Here is a 13,014-nt window from a genome sequence, read left to right on the forward strand (position 1 = left end):
AGGGTTGGCATAATCGATACCAAATCAGTCCTCCGCCGGCAGCACCAGCACCGGAATCGGGCTTTCCTGAATGAGCTGGGCCGTGACGCTGCGATGAAACAGGCTGCCCATGAAGCTGTGGTGCCGGGCCACCACCACCAGCATGTCGGCCTCCAGCTGCGCGGCTTCGGTGAGCACGCCACTGGCTACGCGGGTGTGGTGCCGCTCGTGCAGGTGCAGGGGCGCATCGGCGGGGTCTTCTACGAGGTCGTTCTGGATGATGGTGGCGAGCAGGGCGCTTGCGGTGGGCCGCTCGTGCTCGCCGTCGGTGATGTGTACCACTTCCAGGGTACCGTGCAGGGCGTGCAGCAGGCGGTAGATGGCGCTGTGGTGCGGGCCGAGGCTGAACGGGGCGCCATCGACGGCCAGCAGCAGGCGGCGGGGCGGAAACTTGTCCCAGCCCATGGCCGGCACAACCAGCAGCGGGCAGGCCGCGCGGCGCATCAGCCCCATGGCCGTGCGGGCCACCAGCCCCCGCGGCGCGTGCTCGAAACCGGGCTGGCCGAGCACCACGGCCAGCAAATCCCGCTCGCCGATGATTTCGCGCACGGTTTCGGAAATTGAGTCGTCGGAGAGTTCCACTTCGGTGGGCACCACCTGGGCGGCAGCCAGTTTTTCCAGCGCGTGCAGCGTTTTTTCTTCGCCGGCCCGCGCGTAGTGGTCCCCAAATTCGTCGGGGGCCAGCAGCTGGTCGTGCCGGGCGTGCAGCAGCAGCAAATGCGCCTTGAGGGGCACAGCCAAGCCCGCCGCGTAGGAAAGCGCCCGGTTGGAGACGGCGAAAAAATCGGTGAGGACAACCAGGCAGGGCGACATGGCAAGCGGGAAAAGCAACGGTGAAAACCCGGGGTTAGGCGTGCGCGGGCGTGCGCACCTGCAGCTCGTTGTTCACGAAGCGGGCCCCCGCCTCGTAGGCTTCAAAACCAGCCTGCTCGCGGTCGACCCAGGTATCGACGGTGCCAGTGAGCGTGGCCACCCCGTTTTCTGCCTGCACGTTCACTTCCTGGTGGTAGAGGCCGGCCGACCAGTAGTGCCGCCGCCGAATGCGCTCGGCCAGGGCGTAGTCGGGGCTGGCGAGGGGGGCGGGGTGCAGGCCGGCGGCGGGCCGGCCGTAGGGCCGCAGCCCGGTGGCGCAGGTGGTCCCGGTCATTTCGAGGCGGTTGGCCACCTCGGCCACGCCGCTGATGCCGGCGGCCACGTCGGCGGCGTGCTCCTGCTCGAAGTGGTTGCCCACGCGCCCGTCCAGGTACACCTTGCCGTTGTACACCAGCACCATAAAGTCAAAGTCGCCCACGTAGGGGTCGCAGGCCAGCGCGTCCTGCACGTTCTGGCGGATGACGGCATCGGGCAGCGGGCGGGGCGGGCGCACTTTCAGGCGGTTCTGCACGTCCCACACGCCCACCACGTGGCGGGCGTCCTGCTCGGCATCGAGCTTGGCGCGCAGGTTGCTCACGGTGCCTGTGAGGGTGACGTAGCCGTCGTGCACCAGCACGTCGGGCTCGTACGACAGCACCCGCGGGTCGTAGCGGAAGGTGTCGTGCACGGCTTTGGCAATTTCCTCGTCGGAGCGGTGGGCAAACTTTTCGCGCCGCAAATCGCCCACCACGGCCCAGTAGGCCACAAACAGGTCGTGGTCATCCACGCGGGCCGCCCCGGCCTGGTAGGCCACGTCGATGATGCGCTCCTTCTCGGCTGCCGTGCCCACCGTGCCCGATAGCTTCACCTGCTTGTCGGTGGTGTGCACCTCCACCAGCGCGCTGTTCACTCGAACGTCCCAGTCGAGTACCTCCCGGATTTCGGTGGAGATTTCCTCGTCCGAATTCATGGTTTCGCCGCCGCGCACCTTCACGTTGTCGGTTTCGAGGCGGCGCACACCCCGCACCCCGCGCAATACGCGCAGCACCAGCTGCTTTTCCTGCCAGGTTTGCACTACGCCGCTTACGGTCACGGTGCCGTTGGCCACGGCGCAGCTCAGTTTGTAGTCGGTGGTGGCGGGGTCGTGGGCCAGGGCGCGCTCCACGTTGCGGCGCAGCTCGGCATCGGTGAGCTCCGGGGTGCGGATTTCCAGCTCGTCGACCACGCTGCGCACGCCTCGCACGGCCAGGGCAATGTCCCTGGCTCGCTGCTTGGAGAGCAGGCTGTCGGTGAAGCCGGTGAGCTCCACCACGCCGTGCAGGGTAGTCACGTCGATGAGGTGCGGCGTCACGCCCCGGCTGCTGAGAAACAGCGTTTCGATGGCGGCCGTGATGTCGCTGTCCGCTACGTGTTCCTGCGTGCCGGTCTGGGTCGGGTGTTCAATGGTTTCCATGAGCTTACGGAAATTAGGAGAGGAGAAAGCGGCGCGGGCAGTGGCCGGCCGGGGCGGGGGCGCCTGAAATGAGCCCATCTCCGGGCCGCGCTTGGATGAGCCTGGCCGGTGCGGCTGCGGGCGGCAAACCCTTCGCAAATTTCTGCCGCTGCAGTAAACAGAACATTGAATACAATCAGCTTACTGCTTGATTTATATCACATCATCGGGTGTCGGGGCTAAACCGGGCGCGTCAGGCTCAGGCCGCTTCCACCACGTGCAGCAGCTGCGCTACCTGGGCCGGCTTGCCAAAAACGTAGAGCGTATCGTGCCGCAGGATAGTCGTTTCGTTGGCAATGGGTTCCAGCATTGCGCCGTCGCGCCGGATGGCCAGCAGGCACAGGCCGAAGCTCCGCCGCAACTCGGCCTCCGACAAGCGCGGGCCGGCTAGGCAGGTTTGCGGGGCAGCCTCGACGGGTACGGCGGCCAGCTCGGCCCCGGTCAGCCCCAGGTGAATCCTGGCCCAGGCCGCTTTGGTGAGCGAATGGGGCCGCAGCATGGTGTGGCTTGCCGTGCTGTAGCTCGCCAATAAGCTTTTCAATGTCAACCTGCGGCACCAGAAAGCGGGCCAGCACGTGGGCCAGCACCTCCATGGAGGTTTCCTGTTCCTGTGCAATTACCTCGGTAGCGCCCACGTGGTAGAGGTTTTTGCGCTCGTACACGTACAGGCTACGCACCAGAATGCACACACGGGGTTGAGCCGCCGGATGGCCGCCACGGCCCGCAGCGCGGCGGCGGGGTCTGAAATGGCCACCATCACTACCCGTGCCCGCGCCACGCCTAGGTGCTCCAGCACGTGCTCGTGGGTTACGTCGCCGTACATGAGGCGCTCGCCGCGCTTCAGGCCCCGGTGCACTTTGTCGGCATCGGCTTCGAGGATGATGTAGGGGAGCCGGGCAAATTTGGCGGCCCGCACCAGGTTGCGCCCGTTCAGGCCGTAGCCCACGATGACGAGGTGGTCGGTGAGCGGCGGCCCGGCCGTGGCCACGGCCGGCGGGCGCGGCGCGGGGGGCAGGTGCAGGCGCTGCTCCATCTCCAGGGGCCACGGCAGGCGCATCACCCACGCCACCACGGGGCGCGCCAGCGCCATCACGCCGGGCGTGCAGCACATGGTGAGCACCGAAATGGCCAGAAAAACCTGGTAGCTGTCGGGCTTGATGAGGCCGGCCCGCAGCCCCTCCCGCGAGAGCACAAACGCTAACTCGCCCACTTGCGCCAGGGCCATGCCGGTAAACAGGATTTCGCCCACCGGCGCCCGCAAAAAGACCGTCGCTACCGGCGTCAGCAGCATTTTCAGCAGGATGACTCCGACGGTGAGCAGCAGAATTTCAATGGGATGCGTCAGCAGCACGTGCACATCGAACAGCATGCCGATGGACACGAAAAAGAAGCTTGCGAACACCTCCCGAAACGGCAGCACGCTGCTCACGGCCTCGTAGCTGTATTCGGACTCCGAAATAATCAGCCCCGCCAAAAAGGCCCCCAGCGCCAGCAACAGCCCCGCCTGCTCGGTGAGCACGGCCACGCCCAGGCAGGTGCCGATGATGGTGAGCAGGAACAGCTCGCGGCTGCGGGTGCGCGCCACGGCCAGCAGCAGGCGCGGCATGAGGTAGCGCGCCCCCAGCCCCACCACCGCCACCACGGCCAAGATTTTGGCCAGCATCAGGCCGAGTACCAGTGGCTGGCTGCCGCCGCTGCCTTGCCCGCTCAGCAGCGGAATGAGCAGCATCATAGGCACCACCGCCAGGGCCTGAAACAGCAAAATGGCCAGCACAATCTGCCCGTGCACCGACTCCACTTCCATGCGTTCCTGCATCAGCCTGAGCACGATGGCCGTGCTGCTGAGTGAGAGCAGAAAGCCCCAAAACACGGCCGTGCTCAGCGAGCTGCCCATGGCCATGGCCAGCACCGCCACGTCTGCCACCGTGAGGCCCACCTGCAGCGTGCCCCCAGAAAAACCGCCTGCCGCAGCCGGCCCAGGCTCTGCATCGAAAACTCCAGCCCGATGGTGAACATGAGCATGATGATGCCCATTTCGGCCACCTGGTCCACTTTGGCGGGCAGCTTTACCAGGCCCAGCGCGTAGGGCCCGGCCAGCATGCCCGTCACCAGAAACCCGATGATGGACGGCAGCCGGACGCGGTTGAACAGCAGCGTCACGCTCACCGACAGCAGCAGGATAACCAGCAAATCGTTGAGTAACGAGTGGTTCATGGCACGCAGCGGGGCCGGGCGCGCCACACAGCAGTCACGCACACGGCGGTGTGGGGCAGGCCATAGGGGGGACGACAACCATGTGCCGCTTCCACCTCCGAAGCGGTAATCAACAGCCCACCCGGTTTTCGGTGATAGTTGGAGGCATACCCGGAACAGGTTTTTCGTTATCGGTCGCGGCTCAGGCCAGCCGCAGGGCCGCGTCTGAGCCGCGCCGCTCAACGGATTTATACAGCCGTTTTACCAGGAATTTGGCCGCCTCACGAGTAGCCTTGCGGGTGGCCTTGCGGTTCTTGTCCAGTAGCTTGCTGAACTTTCGGCTGAGCTTCTGCAACGTATTTGCCAGGGGCTTTTCCAGCTTGCGGGCGTATTTGGCACTCAGCCCGGTCAGGTGGAGCTGGGTACTTCCGGCCCGCTTCTGCGGCTCTCGATGCGCGGCGGTTTTCATAGGAAAACGGGGGGTGAAAATGAATGGAAATCAATCACTACGCACTGGTTACCGGGCCGGCAGCAGCCTGGGCACGGCGCGCAATAGCAGCAGCGCCATCAGCCCACTCACGGCCACCAGCGGCACCACCGAGCGCCGGATGGGCCGGAAGCGGCTGCGGCTTTTGCTCAGCTCGATGAAGCCCACGGGCCTGAGGCGCACGCCCCCGCCGCCCCCGATGCCGCCCTGCGCGTTGGGGCCGGTGCCGCTGCCTCCGCCGAAGCCATACGCCGCCTGCGCCACGGGAATCACCGTCACGCCATCGCGCTCCACGGGGCTGCCGTAGATGGTCTGGGCATTCACCGACGAACTCAGGAGCTGTGCCAACCGCTCGGCCACCGAGGCCGTGAGCGCCGGCGGGTGTAGGGTGGCCGTGGTTTCGGCTATTGCCATTGCGGGGGCGGAAGAGGTGAGGGATTCCATGCTTTAAGGTGTTTAAAAACAGTTTGGTATATGATATCAGCTGTTAAATGAGGAAGCCGTTATCCAGCTGCGTAGGCCGTTTGGGTGCGCGGCGGCGGGACGTTTGGGAGGGCACCACCAGCACCGGCACCGGGCTCCAGTGCAGCATGCGTTTCGTGATGCTGTGGTGCAGCAGTTGGTCGAGGTAACGGCGCGGGTGGGCCAGCAGCACCAGCCAGTCGGCCTGCGTGGTGGCAATGGCGTGCAGCAGGCCCTGTTCGGTTTGGGTAGCATAAAACCCTTCCACGGTGGGCTCCGGCCCGGGCGCGGGCAGCAGGCCGCTGGTGCGCACGTGGTGCAGGGCGGCGGCGCACACATTGTCGTCCTGCAGGGGCGAGGCGGTTACCACCGTTACCTGGCCGGGCATCAGCTGGCGCAGCAGGAGCTGGGCGGCCCGGGCCCCGGTGTGCAGGACAAAGGGCTCATCGTCAGTGGCTACGGCCAGGTGCTGGGGCCGGTCGGGGCCGGCGTACACTTCGGGCACCAGCAGCAGGGGCAGGTGGGCGGCGCGCAGCTCGGCCACGATGGCCTCGCTCAGCTCAAAATCGGCCTGCTCGTCGGCGGGGCGGCCCAGCACGAACAGGGCCGGGGCGTGGCGCTGGGCCACGTCGGCCAGCACCCAGCTCAGCCGCCCACTGGCCAGCTCGATGGTGGCCGGCCGAGGCAGCTCATCGGCGAGTTGCTGCAAGTCGTGGCGCAGCTCGCGGCAGTCGGCGGGCGTGGTGTCCACGGGCTCGTTGGGGTACTGCGCGGCCATCGCGTCGAGGTGCAGCAGCACCAGCGGGGCCGCCAGCGGGCCGGCCAGCTCGGCGGCAAACCGCAACGCCCGGCGGCTTTCCGGAAAAAAATTGGTCAGCACAATCAGCGTGGGGGCCGGCTCCTTCACTGCATGCGCTTCCGTGGGTGACGGCTGATGACGACGGGGCGGCGTTACGGGCGTAAGCATGGCGCAGGGCGTTATGGTGGTGCGGCATCAGGCCACGGTGGGCAGCACCAGCACGGGCACGGGGCTGCGGTGCAGCACCTGCGCTGTCACGCTGCGATGGAAAACCCCGCCGAAGAAGGTGTGCGGCCGGGCCAGCATCACAATCAGCTGGCTCTTGAGCTCGGCCGCCGCGTGCAGAATGCCATCGGCCGGGGTTTCTTCGCGCACTTCGTACAGGCTGTTGTTGGTGAGGTGCCCGAATAGCTGCGTACTCTGCACTGATTTCAGGGCCACGTCGCCGTGCGAGGGGCCGTGCGTTTCGTGGGCCACGTGCCCCACGGCAGTAGTGGGCTGCAAGGCCAGCAGCAGCTCGCGCAGTGCCAGGGTGGGGGCGGGCAGCGTAAAGGCGCGCCCATCGGCAGCCACCAGCACGCGCTGCGGCAGCTCGGGTTCGGCCCAGCTTTCGGGCACCAGCAGCAGGGGGTAGTGCGCGGCCCGGAGGATGGGCTCCACTTCGTGGGGCAGCAGGCGTTCGAGCGGCGTGGAATGCACGGCGCGGCCCATGGCCAGCAGCAGCGGATGGTGGCGGCGCACCGCATTGGCCACGGCCGTGGCCAGCGGGTCAAACGACAGCTCGGCCTCGGTGGGTACCGGAAGCTGGCGCACCTGTTGCTGCAAGTCGGCCTGCACTTTCTGGCGGCCGGCCAACTCGGCGGCGGCGGTCAATACCAGCTCTTCGGGCGCGCGCAGCGGGTCCAGGCTCTGGTACACGTGCAGCAGTACCAGCCGGCCGTGCAGGCGGGCAACCAGCCGGGCCGCGTAGGCTTGCGCATTGCCGGAGGCGGCCGATAAATCGGTGAGGACAACAACAGCCGGTTTCATATGACAAGGGTGTTAAGTGCAGTGAAAAGCCAGTGGTATTTACCGACAGCCCGGGGCTACCGTGGCGGCAGCCTGGCGCATCGGCGTTGCGGCCGTTGCCGGAGGGCGGGCAGCCATCGCAGACTGCCCGTCCATTCCGGCTTAGTGGCCGTTGGGGCTGGCCACTTCGTCATTTATGTCACCTGCGCCACCAGCCGTGGCGCCGCCTATTGCAGGCAGGCCAAAGTTCCGGCTGGTCCCGGCAGCCAGGCATGATGCCAATCAGTGCAGGGCCCTGATTATGGTCATAGAACCCAGGAGCGGGCACGTTGCTTCAGCTGATGCAGGGCGCGCGCAGGTCGACGAACACCAGGCACCAGCGCCCGCTCGCGCCCGCCGCCTGGGCAAAGTGAAACCGCCAGCCGCTGCGCGTGTGAAGCACCGTGCGCCCCACCCGCGCCTGCGCCGCCCGCCCCTGAGCAGCGGTGCCGCCCACCAACCGGGCGCGGGACCACATGTCCAGGGCCTGAAAGTCGGCGGCCGGGCCGGCAAAGCAGCCATCCCGCGCAAAGCCGGAGCGTCCGTGGCCATACTCGCCGCAGTCAATTTCCGGAAACTGAGCCACCGCCTGTAGCGCCGCGCACGCTTGCAACTGCTGCTCCAGGCGCATCAGCGGTTCGCGGGCAATGGCCTTGCGCAACGCCGCCCCCGCCGCCACCCGCGTGATAACCACGCTCGTGTCGCCATCCGCCACCACCCACAGGCCCAGCGCGGGGTCGATGAGTGCGTTCAGCTGCGTGGCGTCGTGCCGCCGCAGGGTGGTTTGCAGGCGCGCCCAGGCGTCGGCTACTTCCGTGTCGAGGGGTAGGGCCGATGGCAGCGGGCGGCGCGCCCGGCCGCTGGTGTCGGGCGGCAGCGGGGTGGCCACGGGCACCGCCCGGCTGGGCGCGTCGGTTTCTTCGCCGGCCCGGTGGGTTTCGCAGCCGGTCCAGGGCAAGGCGGCCAGCACCCAGGGCAACCAGATTTGAGCGCGCATGGCAGGAGGAAATAAGCGGGTTAAGAAGCAGCCATCGGGCCTTCCGGCGGCTCCGGATTGGGAGCCAGCCAGTCCACGCTCGGGCGCAGCCACTGCTGGCTCTGGGCTTCGGCCGGGTTGGCCTCCCGGCGCAGCTGGCTGGGCCATTCGGCCTGGGGTGGCAGTCCCAGCAGGGTGTTTTTGAGCGGCACACCAGTAGCCAGCCCCAGGCGGGTGTCGCGGTCGAGCAGGAGGCTGAACTCGGCGTAATGCCCCCAGCGCACCACTTGCCAGCGTTTGTTGAGCGTGTTGAAGGGCCGGTCGGCATTCTGGTGCACCAGCACGTTGTACAGACGGGGGTAAGTGAGGCCCAGCTGCCGGACAAAGGCAAAGAGCTGGGCGAACGAGCCGTCTTTACCCAGCACGAGGCGGTCGAAGTACAGGCCGCCAACGCCCAGCGTGGTCTGGCGGTGGGGCAGGTAGAAGTAGTTGTCGGCCGCCGACTTGAACCGGACGTAATAGTCGGCATTGTGGGCCCGGCACAGAGCCGCCAACTGGGCATGAAACCACTGCGCCTGCGCCTGGTCCACGTACACCGGCGTCAAATCCAGGCTGCCGCCAAACCAGCCTTCCCCGGTTTCTGCCTCCACATACTGCACGCTCAAATGCATGATGGGAACCCACGGGTTGCGCGGAAACTGCACCGCGTGCAGCCGGGCTAGGAAGCAGGTGGGGCCGGGCAAGTGCAACTGACGCGCAGTTTCCGCCGCCAGCGCACCCCAAAATACCGAGAAGGCCACCCCGCCTTTTTCAAGCACATCGCCCTGCTGCAGCACCCGGGTGCTACCGTGCCCGGTGGCGTGCTCCCAGTCGTCGCGCTCAAATTCTTCGCCACTGCCATCCAGCAGGGCTAGCTGGCGGCAAAGCTCGTCCTGCAGCTGCTGCATCCAGCGTTCTGTAACTGTCCGCGGTGGGGCACTAAGCAGGGTATCGGGGGCAGCCATGGCTGAAACGGGAAACGAGAACCAGCGGGCAGGCAGATGGGTGGAAGGTTTGGCTACCAGGTTGTCAATCAATGCCTGACGGCCAAAATTCTTTGCCGAATCATCACGCGCAGCAACTGAGCGTCATCAGCCCGGCAGACCAAAATTCTGCAGCAACTCTTTTCCCTAAAATGACTAGTATCATGGCGCGGCATGATGTAGTTCATGGCCGTGAGGTGGTTAGCTCCGGACTGTCGTTAGTACTTGAACTGTGGAGCTCTGCTGGCATGAGCCGGTCCAAGCCGCCTGTCGCCACCACAAAAACTGCCACCATCAGTAATAAAAAAAGGCCCTCAGCGTGTGCTGAGAGCCTTTTTGTGGTCGCATAAGGAGTCGAACCTTAAACCTTCTGATTCGTAGTCAGATGCTCTATCCAATTGAGCTATGCAACCCTTTCCCCGTGTTGGGAGCACAAAGGTAAAACGAAAAAAAGCGGCTGTGCAAGCTACGCGCACTTTTTACCGTAAGAAAAATGTGCGGGCAGCAGCAAGTAGCTAATAATCAGTTGGAGATTTTTTGCTCATTTCCGCCGCTGCCCTGGCGCAATACCCGCTGCAAGGCCTGGTTGAAGACGAAATACAGGCCGAACAGCGATGCGGCTACCAGTCCTATCAACACTAATTTGCTGAGAGTGCCCTGGTCGGGGTCTTTCAGCAGGGCCAGCACGTCGGAGGCTTTCGTGCCGAGCCAGTAGAAGAACAGGCTGCGCGGCAGCATGCCCAGCACCGACGCGGCCAGAAAACGCTTCCGCGGCACGCCCACGATGGCCAGCACAAACGTCATGAGCGCAAAGGGCAGCACCGGCGAGAGGCGCGTGAGCAGGATGAGCTGCCAGCTTTGGTTTTGCAGCTCGCCCAGCACGGCTTCGGCCTTGGGAAAAAGGTGCAGGAAGTGGCGCAGCTTGCCGTGGTCGATGCGCTGGGCCAGCTCATAGCCGATGGCGGCGGCCAGCGCGTAGGCCAGCACCATGCCCGGCAGCCCCGCCCAACCAAAATAATATCCCGTGACAATAGCCACGAACGTGGTAGGCGTGAGGGCAAACGCCATTGTAAACGCAATGACTACGAAATATAGCACCGCCTGCCCGGCGCTGAGGTGCTGCAGCAAATCCTGCTTTTCATAGAGCAGCGTCAGCAGCGAGGCCGAGCCCAGTAGCGGCACGGCCACCAGCAGAAACATGGTGAGTAGGGTGGAGAAGTTTTTCTGGAAAAGCTCGCGCAGCAATCGGAACATAGGCCAAGAGCGAAACGCTGCCATATAGTGGCGGGGTTTCGTGCTGCAAGTACGCAGAAACGCGGGCCGGGGCCGCGCGCCCGGCCGCAAAAACCAGCGGCCGGAGCTAAGCCGGCGGACCGTTTCCAATTATTCGCCGACCTTTGCCGCCGGCCCGCGCGGCCCTTCAACTTTCACAGCCCACCCATGAAATTCGCCACCAAAGCCATTCACGCCGGCGTGCACCCCGACCCCGCCACCGGGGCCATCATGACGCCCATCTACCAGACCTCGACCTACGTGCAAACGTCGCCCGGCAAGAATATGGGCTTCGAATACTCGCGCACGCACAACCCCACCCGCTCGCAGCTGCAAGCCGCTGTGGCTGCCCTCGACAACGGCAAGCACGGCATCGCCTTCGCCTCGGGCATGGCCGCCATCGATTGCGTGATGAAGCTGCTCAAGCCTGGCGATGAGGTGATTTCCACCAACGACCTCTACGGCGGCAGCTACCGCCTCTTCACCAAAGTGTACGAGCCGTTCGGCATCAAATTTCACTTCGTGCCCATGCACGACATGGAAGCGGTGAAGGCCGTGGTGAGCGAAAAAACCAGGCTCATCTGGGTCGAAACGCCCACTAACCCGCTGCTGAATATCATCGACATTGCCGCCGCAGCGGCTGTGGCCAAGGAAGCCGGCGCGCTGCTGGCCGTCGATAACACCTTCAGCACACCCTACCTGCAAACCCCGATGGACCTCGGGGCCGACATCGTGATGTATTCGCTGACCAAGTACATGGCCGGCCACTCCGATACCGTGATGGGCGCGCTGGTGGTGAACGACGACAGCTTGCACGAGCGCCTGAGCTTCTACCAGAATGCCTGCGGCGGCACGCCCGGCCCCCAGGACTGCTTCCTGGTGCTGCGCGGCCTCAAAACGCTGCACATCCGCATGCAGCGGCACTGCGAAAACGGCCGCGCCGTGGCCGAGTACCTGCGCCAGCACCCCAAAGTGGAAAAAGTGTACTGGCCCGGTTTCGAAAACCACCCCAACCACGCCGTGGCCGCCCGGCAGATGCGCGACTTCGGCGGCATGCTTTCCTTTATTCTGAAAGGCGACAAGCAGGAAGACGCCATTGCCGTGCTCGAGAAATTCCAGTATTTCACCCTGGCCGAAAGCCTGGGCGGCGTGGAAAGCCTCAGCGGCCACCCCGCCACCATGACGCACGCCAGCATTCCGGCCGAGCAGCGCCGCAAGTCGGGCCTGAGCGACTCGCTCATTCGCCTGAGCGTGGGCATTGAGGATGCTGAGGATTTGATTGCCGATTTGGCGCAGGCCATTGGGTAAGTGACCGGTGGCTTGCTGAAAAAGCGTTGAGAACGCCGGACTGCCTTTGCGGGCGGTTCGGCGTTTTTGCTTTTCATTTGCCGAACCACTTAGCCTTCTTTATGCCCTTTCCGCTCCTGTTGCCTGCCCGTTTGCTTGCCGGAATGCTCCGGCGGCTGGTATTGCTTGTCATGTGCGGTTGCCCGCTGCTCGGCTGGGCGCAGGTGTCGGGCAATGCGGTGCTGGAGTCGCGCCGCCGCGGCTATTCCGGCGAGCCGGCGCCAGCGCCCACCTTGCCTGATAAGCTGTTTCTGACCGATAGCACTTTTGTGCTGGGGGCCAATGTGATGCAGCACGTGCGGGCCGACAGCTACGTGGCCGTGTTTGGGCTGCGGCAGGAAGCCACGACGGTGAGTGCTGCCGAGAAACGGCTGGCGGCCCGCGTGCAGCATTTCACCGGACGCTTGCGGCAGCTGGGCATTGAAGGGAAAGACGTTTACACCGACATCATCACGCAGCAGCGCATCAAGGACTTGCGGGCCATCAAGGACCGCGAAGCGAATGCGTTTGTCAATTTTCACGCCGAGGAATACGTGCGGGGTTTCGAGTCGACGCGCAATGTCGTCGTGTCATTCCGCCGCATCAACCTGCTAAACGACATGCTGGTGGCCGCGGCCGCCGACAGCGTATTCGACCTGGTGAAGGTGGATTACATTGTAAATAAACCCGAAGAGGTGTACGATAATCTGTTTAAAGCAGCGGCGGAAGTCATCAACCGTAAAAAAGAAAAGTACCTGCTGCTGACAACGGCCCGCCTGCGGCCCGCGGCTCAGCCCTATGCCGAGCAGTTTTCGTCGTTTGTACCGGCCGGGCAGTACCAAACCTACGAGGCTGTGATTGCCACGCCGTTCGTTTATGACTACCGCCAGAACTACAGTTACAAGGGCCTGCGGACGCTTACCACGTATTACTACAGCCCGCCCAGCGCTGACGGCTTCGACCGGGTTATCAACCCCGTTGTGACGGAGCCAGCCATAACCTACACGCTGGCCATTCAGGTCAAATACACCACGGCGCGCAAATAAT

The 13,014-nt window shown here is 64.8% G+C and carries 14 protein-coding genes and 1 tRNA gene; 2 read left to right on the forward strand and 13 right to left on the reverse strand.

Annotated features, from left to right (window positions below):
* Positions 1–24 precede the first annotated feature (24 nt).
* The 13 genes from I7X13_RS08810 to I7X13_RS08870 all read right to left on the reverse strand — a co-directional run bounded on the left by I7X13_RS08810 (position 25) and on the right by I7X13_RS08870 (position 10,623).
* Entirely contained in the window at positions 25–852 is an 828-nt protein-coding gene (locus I7X13_RS08810; protein WP_198075204.1) for a universal stress protein, read from the reverse strand.
* Between the two features lie 34 nt (positions 853–886).
* Complete coding sequence (locus I7X13_RS08815; RefSeq protein WP_198075205.1) at positions 887–2,344, reverse strand: BON domain-containing protein; 1,458 nt, start codon at positions 2,342–2,344, stop codon at positions 887–889.
* Between the two features lie 238 nt (positions 2,345–2,582).
* Entirely contained in the window at positions 2,583–2,882 is a 300-nt protein-coding gene (locus I7X13_RS08820; RefSeq protein ID WP_198075206.1) for a TrkA C-terminal domain-containing protein, read from the reverse strand.
* A gap of 117 nt (positions 2,883–2,999) precedes the next feature.
* Positions 3,000–4,319: a cation:proton antiporter domain-containing protein gene (locus I7X13_RS21735; RefSeq protein WP_198075207.1), complete on the reverse strand. Its 1,320-nt coding sequence runs from the start codon at positions 4,317–4,319 to the stop codon at positions 3,000–3,002.
* A complete protein-coding gene (locus I7X13_RS21740; protein ID WP_198075208.1) occupies positions 4,262–4,597 on the reverse strand; it encodes a cation:proton antiporter domain-containing protein in 336 nt (111 codons plus the stop codon). The genes I7X13_RS21735 and I7X13_RS21740 overlap by 58 nt, the downstream gene beginning before the upstream one ends.
* 181 nt (positions 4,598–4,778) lie before the next feature.
* Positions 4,779–5,045, reverse strand: a complete 267-nt coding sequence (locus I7X13_RS08835; RefSeq protein WP_198075209.1) for a hypothetical protein — start codon at positions 5,043–5,045, stop codon at positions 4,779–4,781.
* A gap of 48 nt (positions 5,046–5,093) precedes the next feature.
* The gene (locus tag I7X13_RS08840) at positions 5,094–5,507 is read right to left on the reverse strand and encodes a spore germination protein GerW family protein (protein ID WP_213019050.1); all 414 of its coding nucleotides are present in this window, start codon (positions 5,505–5,507) and stop codon (positions 5,094–5,096) included.
* Positions 5,508–5,550: 43 nt separating this feature from the next.
* Positions 5,551–6,492: a universal stress protein gene (locus I7X13_RS08845; protein WP_198075211.1), complete on the reverse strand. Its 942-nt coding sequence runs from the start codon at positions 6,490–6,492 to the stop codon at positions 5,551–5,553.
* 27 nt (positions 6,493–6,519) lie between these two features.
* Positions 6,520–7,353 (reverse strand): universal stress protein, encoded by an 834-nt coding sequence (locus I7X13_RS08850; protein WP_198075212.1) that lies wholly within the window; start codon positions 7,351–7,353, stop codon positions 6,520–6,522.
* 313 nt (positions 7,354–7,666) lie between these two features.
* Complete coding sequence (locus tag I7X13_RS08855) at positions 7,667–8,368, reverse strand: hypothetical protein (protein WP_198075213.1); 702 nt, start codon at positions 8,366–8,368, stop codon at positions 7,667–7,669.
* Positions 8,369–8,388: 20 nt separating this feature from the next.
* Positions 8,389–9,351: a coproporphyrinogen III oxidase gene (locus tag I7X13_RS08860; protein ID WP_198075214.1), complete on the reverse strand. Its 963-nt coding sequence runs from the start codon at positions 9,349–9,351 to the stop codon at positions 8,389–8,391.
* A gap of 357 nt (positions 9,352–9,708) precedes the next feature.
* Positions 9,709–9,782 (reverse strand) — tRNA-Arg (locus tag I7X13_RS08865).
* Positions 9,783–9,891: 109 nt separating this feature from the next.
* Positions 9,892–10,623, reverse strand: a complete 732-nt coding sequence (locus I7X13_RS08870) for a TVP38/TMEM64 family protein (RefSeq protein WP_198075215.1) — start codon at positions 10,621–10,623, stop codon at positions 9,892–9,894.
* Positions 10,624–10,809: 186 nt separating this feature from the next.
* Between I7X13_RS08870 and I7X13_RS08875 the strand changes: the two genes are divergently transcribed.
* Together I7X13_RS08875 and I7X13_RS08880 are read left to right on the forward strand one after the other, a co-directional pair.
* Complete coding sequence (locus I7X13_RS08875) at positions 10,810–11,949, forward strand: cystathionine gamma-synthase (protein WP_198075216.1); 1,140 nt, start codon at positions 10,810–10,812, stop codon at positions 11,947–11,949.
* A gap of 101 nt (positions 11,950–12,050) precedes the next feature.
* On the forward strand, positions 12,051–13,013 hold the full coding sequence (locus I7X13_RS08880; RefSeq protein WP_198067695.1) for an SIMPL domain-containing protein: 963 nt from the start codon (positions 12,051–12,053) through the stop codon (positions 13,011–13,013).
* Position 13,014: the final 1 nt, after the last annotated feature.

The organism is Hymenobacter negativus (assembly GCF_016056375.1).
GTDB classification, from domain to species: domain Bacteria; phylum Bacteroidota; class Bacteroidia; order Cytophagales; family Hymenobacteraceae; genus Hymenobacter; species Hymenobacter negativus_A.

What these genes read in the sequence shown, in the direction of transcription:
- I7X13_RS08845 (WP_198075211.1), bottom strand. Translation starts at nt 6,492, where the DNA reads ATGCTTACGCCCGTAACGCCGCCCCGTCGTCATCAGCCGTCACCCACG.
- I7X13_RS08855 (WP_198075213.1), bottom strand. Translation starts at nt 8,368, where the DNA reads ATGCGCGCTCAAATCTGGTTGCCCTGGGTGCTGGCCGCCTTGCCCTGG.
- I7X13_RS08850 (WP_198075212.1), bottom strand. Translation starts at nt 7,353, where the DNA reads ATGAAACCGGCTGTTGTTGTCCTCACCGATTTATCGGCCGCCTCCGGC.
- I7X13_RS08860 (WP_198075214.1), bottom strand. Translation starts at nt 9,351, where the DNA reads ATGGCTGCCCCCGATACCCTGCTTAGTGCCCCACCGCGGACAGTTACA.
- I7X13_RS08840 (WP_213019050.1), bottom strand. Translation starts at nt 5,507, where the DNA reads ATGGAATCCCTCACCTCTTCCGCCCCCGCAATGGCAATAGCCGAAACC.
- I7X13_RS21740 (WP_198075208.1), bottom strand. Translation starts at nt 4,597, where the DNA reads ATGAACCACTCGTTACTCAACGATTTGCTGGTTATCCTGCTGCTGTCG.
- I7X13_RS08815 (WP_198075205.1), bottom strand. Translation starts at nt 2,344, where the DNA reads ATGGAAACCATTGAACACCCGACCCAGACCGGCACGCAGGAACACGTA.
- I7X13_RS08810 (WP_198075204.1), bottom strand. Translation starts at nt 852, where the DNA reads ATGTCGCCCTGCCTGGTTGTCCTCACCGATTTTTTCGCCGTCTCCAAC.
- I7X13_RS08870 (WP_198075215.1), bottom strand. Translation starts at nt 10,623, where the DNA reads ATGTTCCGATTGCTGCGCGAGCTTTTCCAGAAAAACTTCTCCACCCTA.
- I7X13_RS08880 (WP_198067695.1), top strand. Translation starts at nt 12,051, where the DNA reads ATGCCCTTTCCGCTCCTGTTGCCTGCCCGTTTGCTTGCCGGAATGCTC.
- I7X13_RS08875 (WP_198075216.1), top strand. Translation starts at nt 10,810, where the DNA reads ATGAAATTCGCCACCAAAGCCATTCACGCCGGCGTGCACCCCGACCCC.
- I7X13_RS08835 (WP_198075209.1), bottom strand. Translation starts at nt 5,045, where the DNA reads ATGAAAACCGCCGCGCATCGAGAGCCGCAGAAGCGGGCCGGAAGTACC.
- I7X13_RS08820 (WP_198075206.1), bottom strand. Translation starts at nt 2,882, where the DNA reads ATGCTGCGGCCCCATTCGCTCACCAAAGCGGCCTGGGCCAGGATTCAC.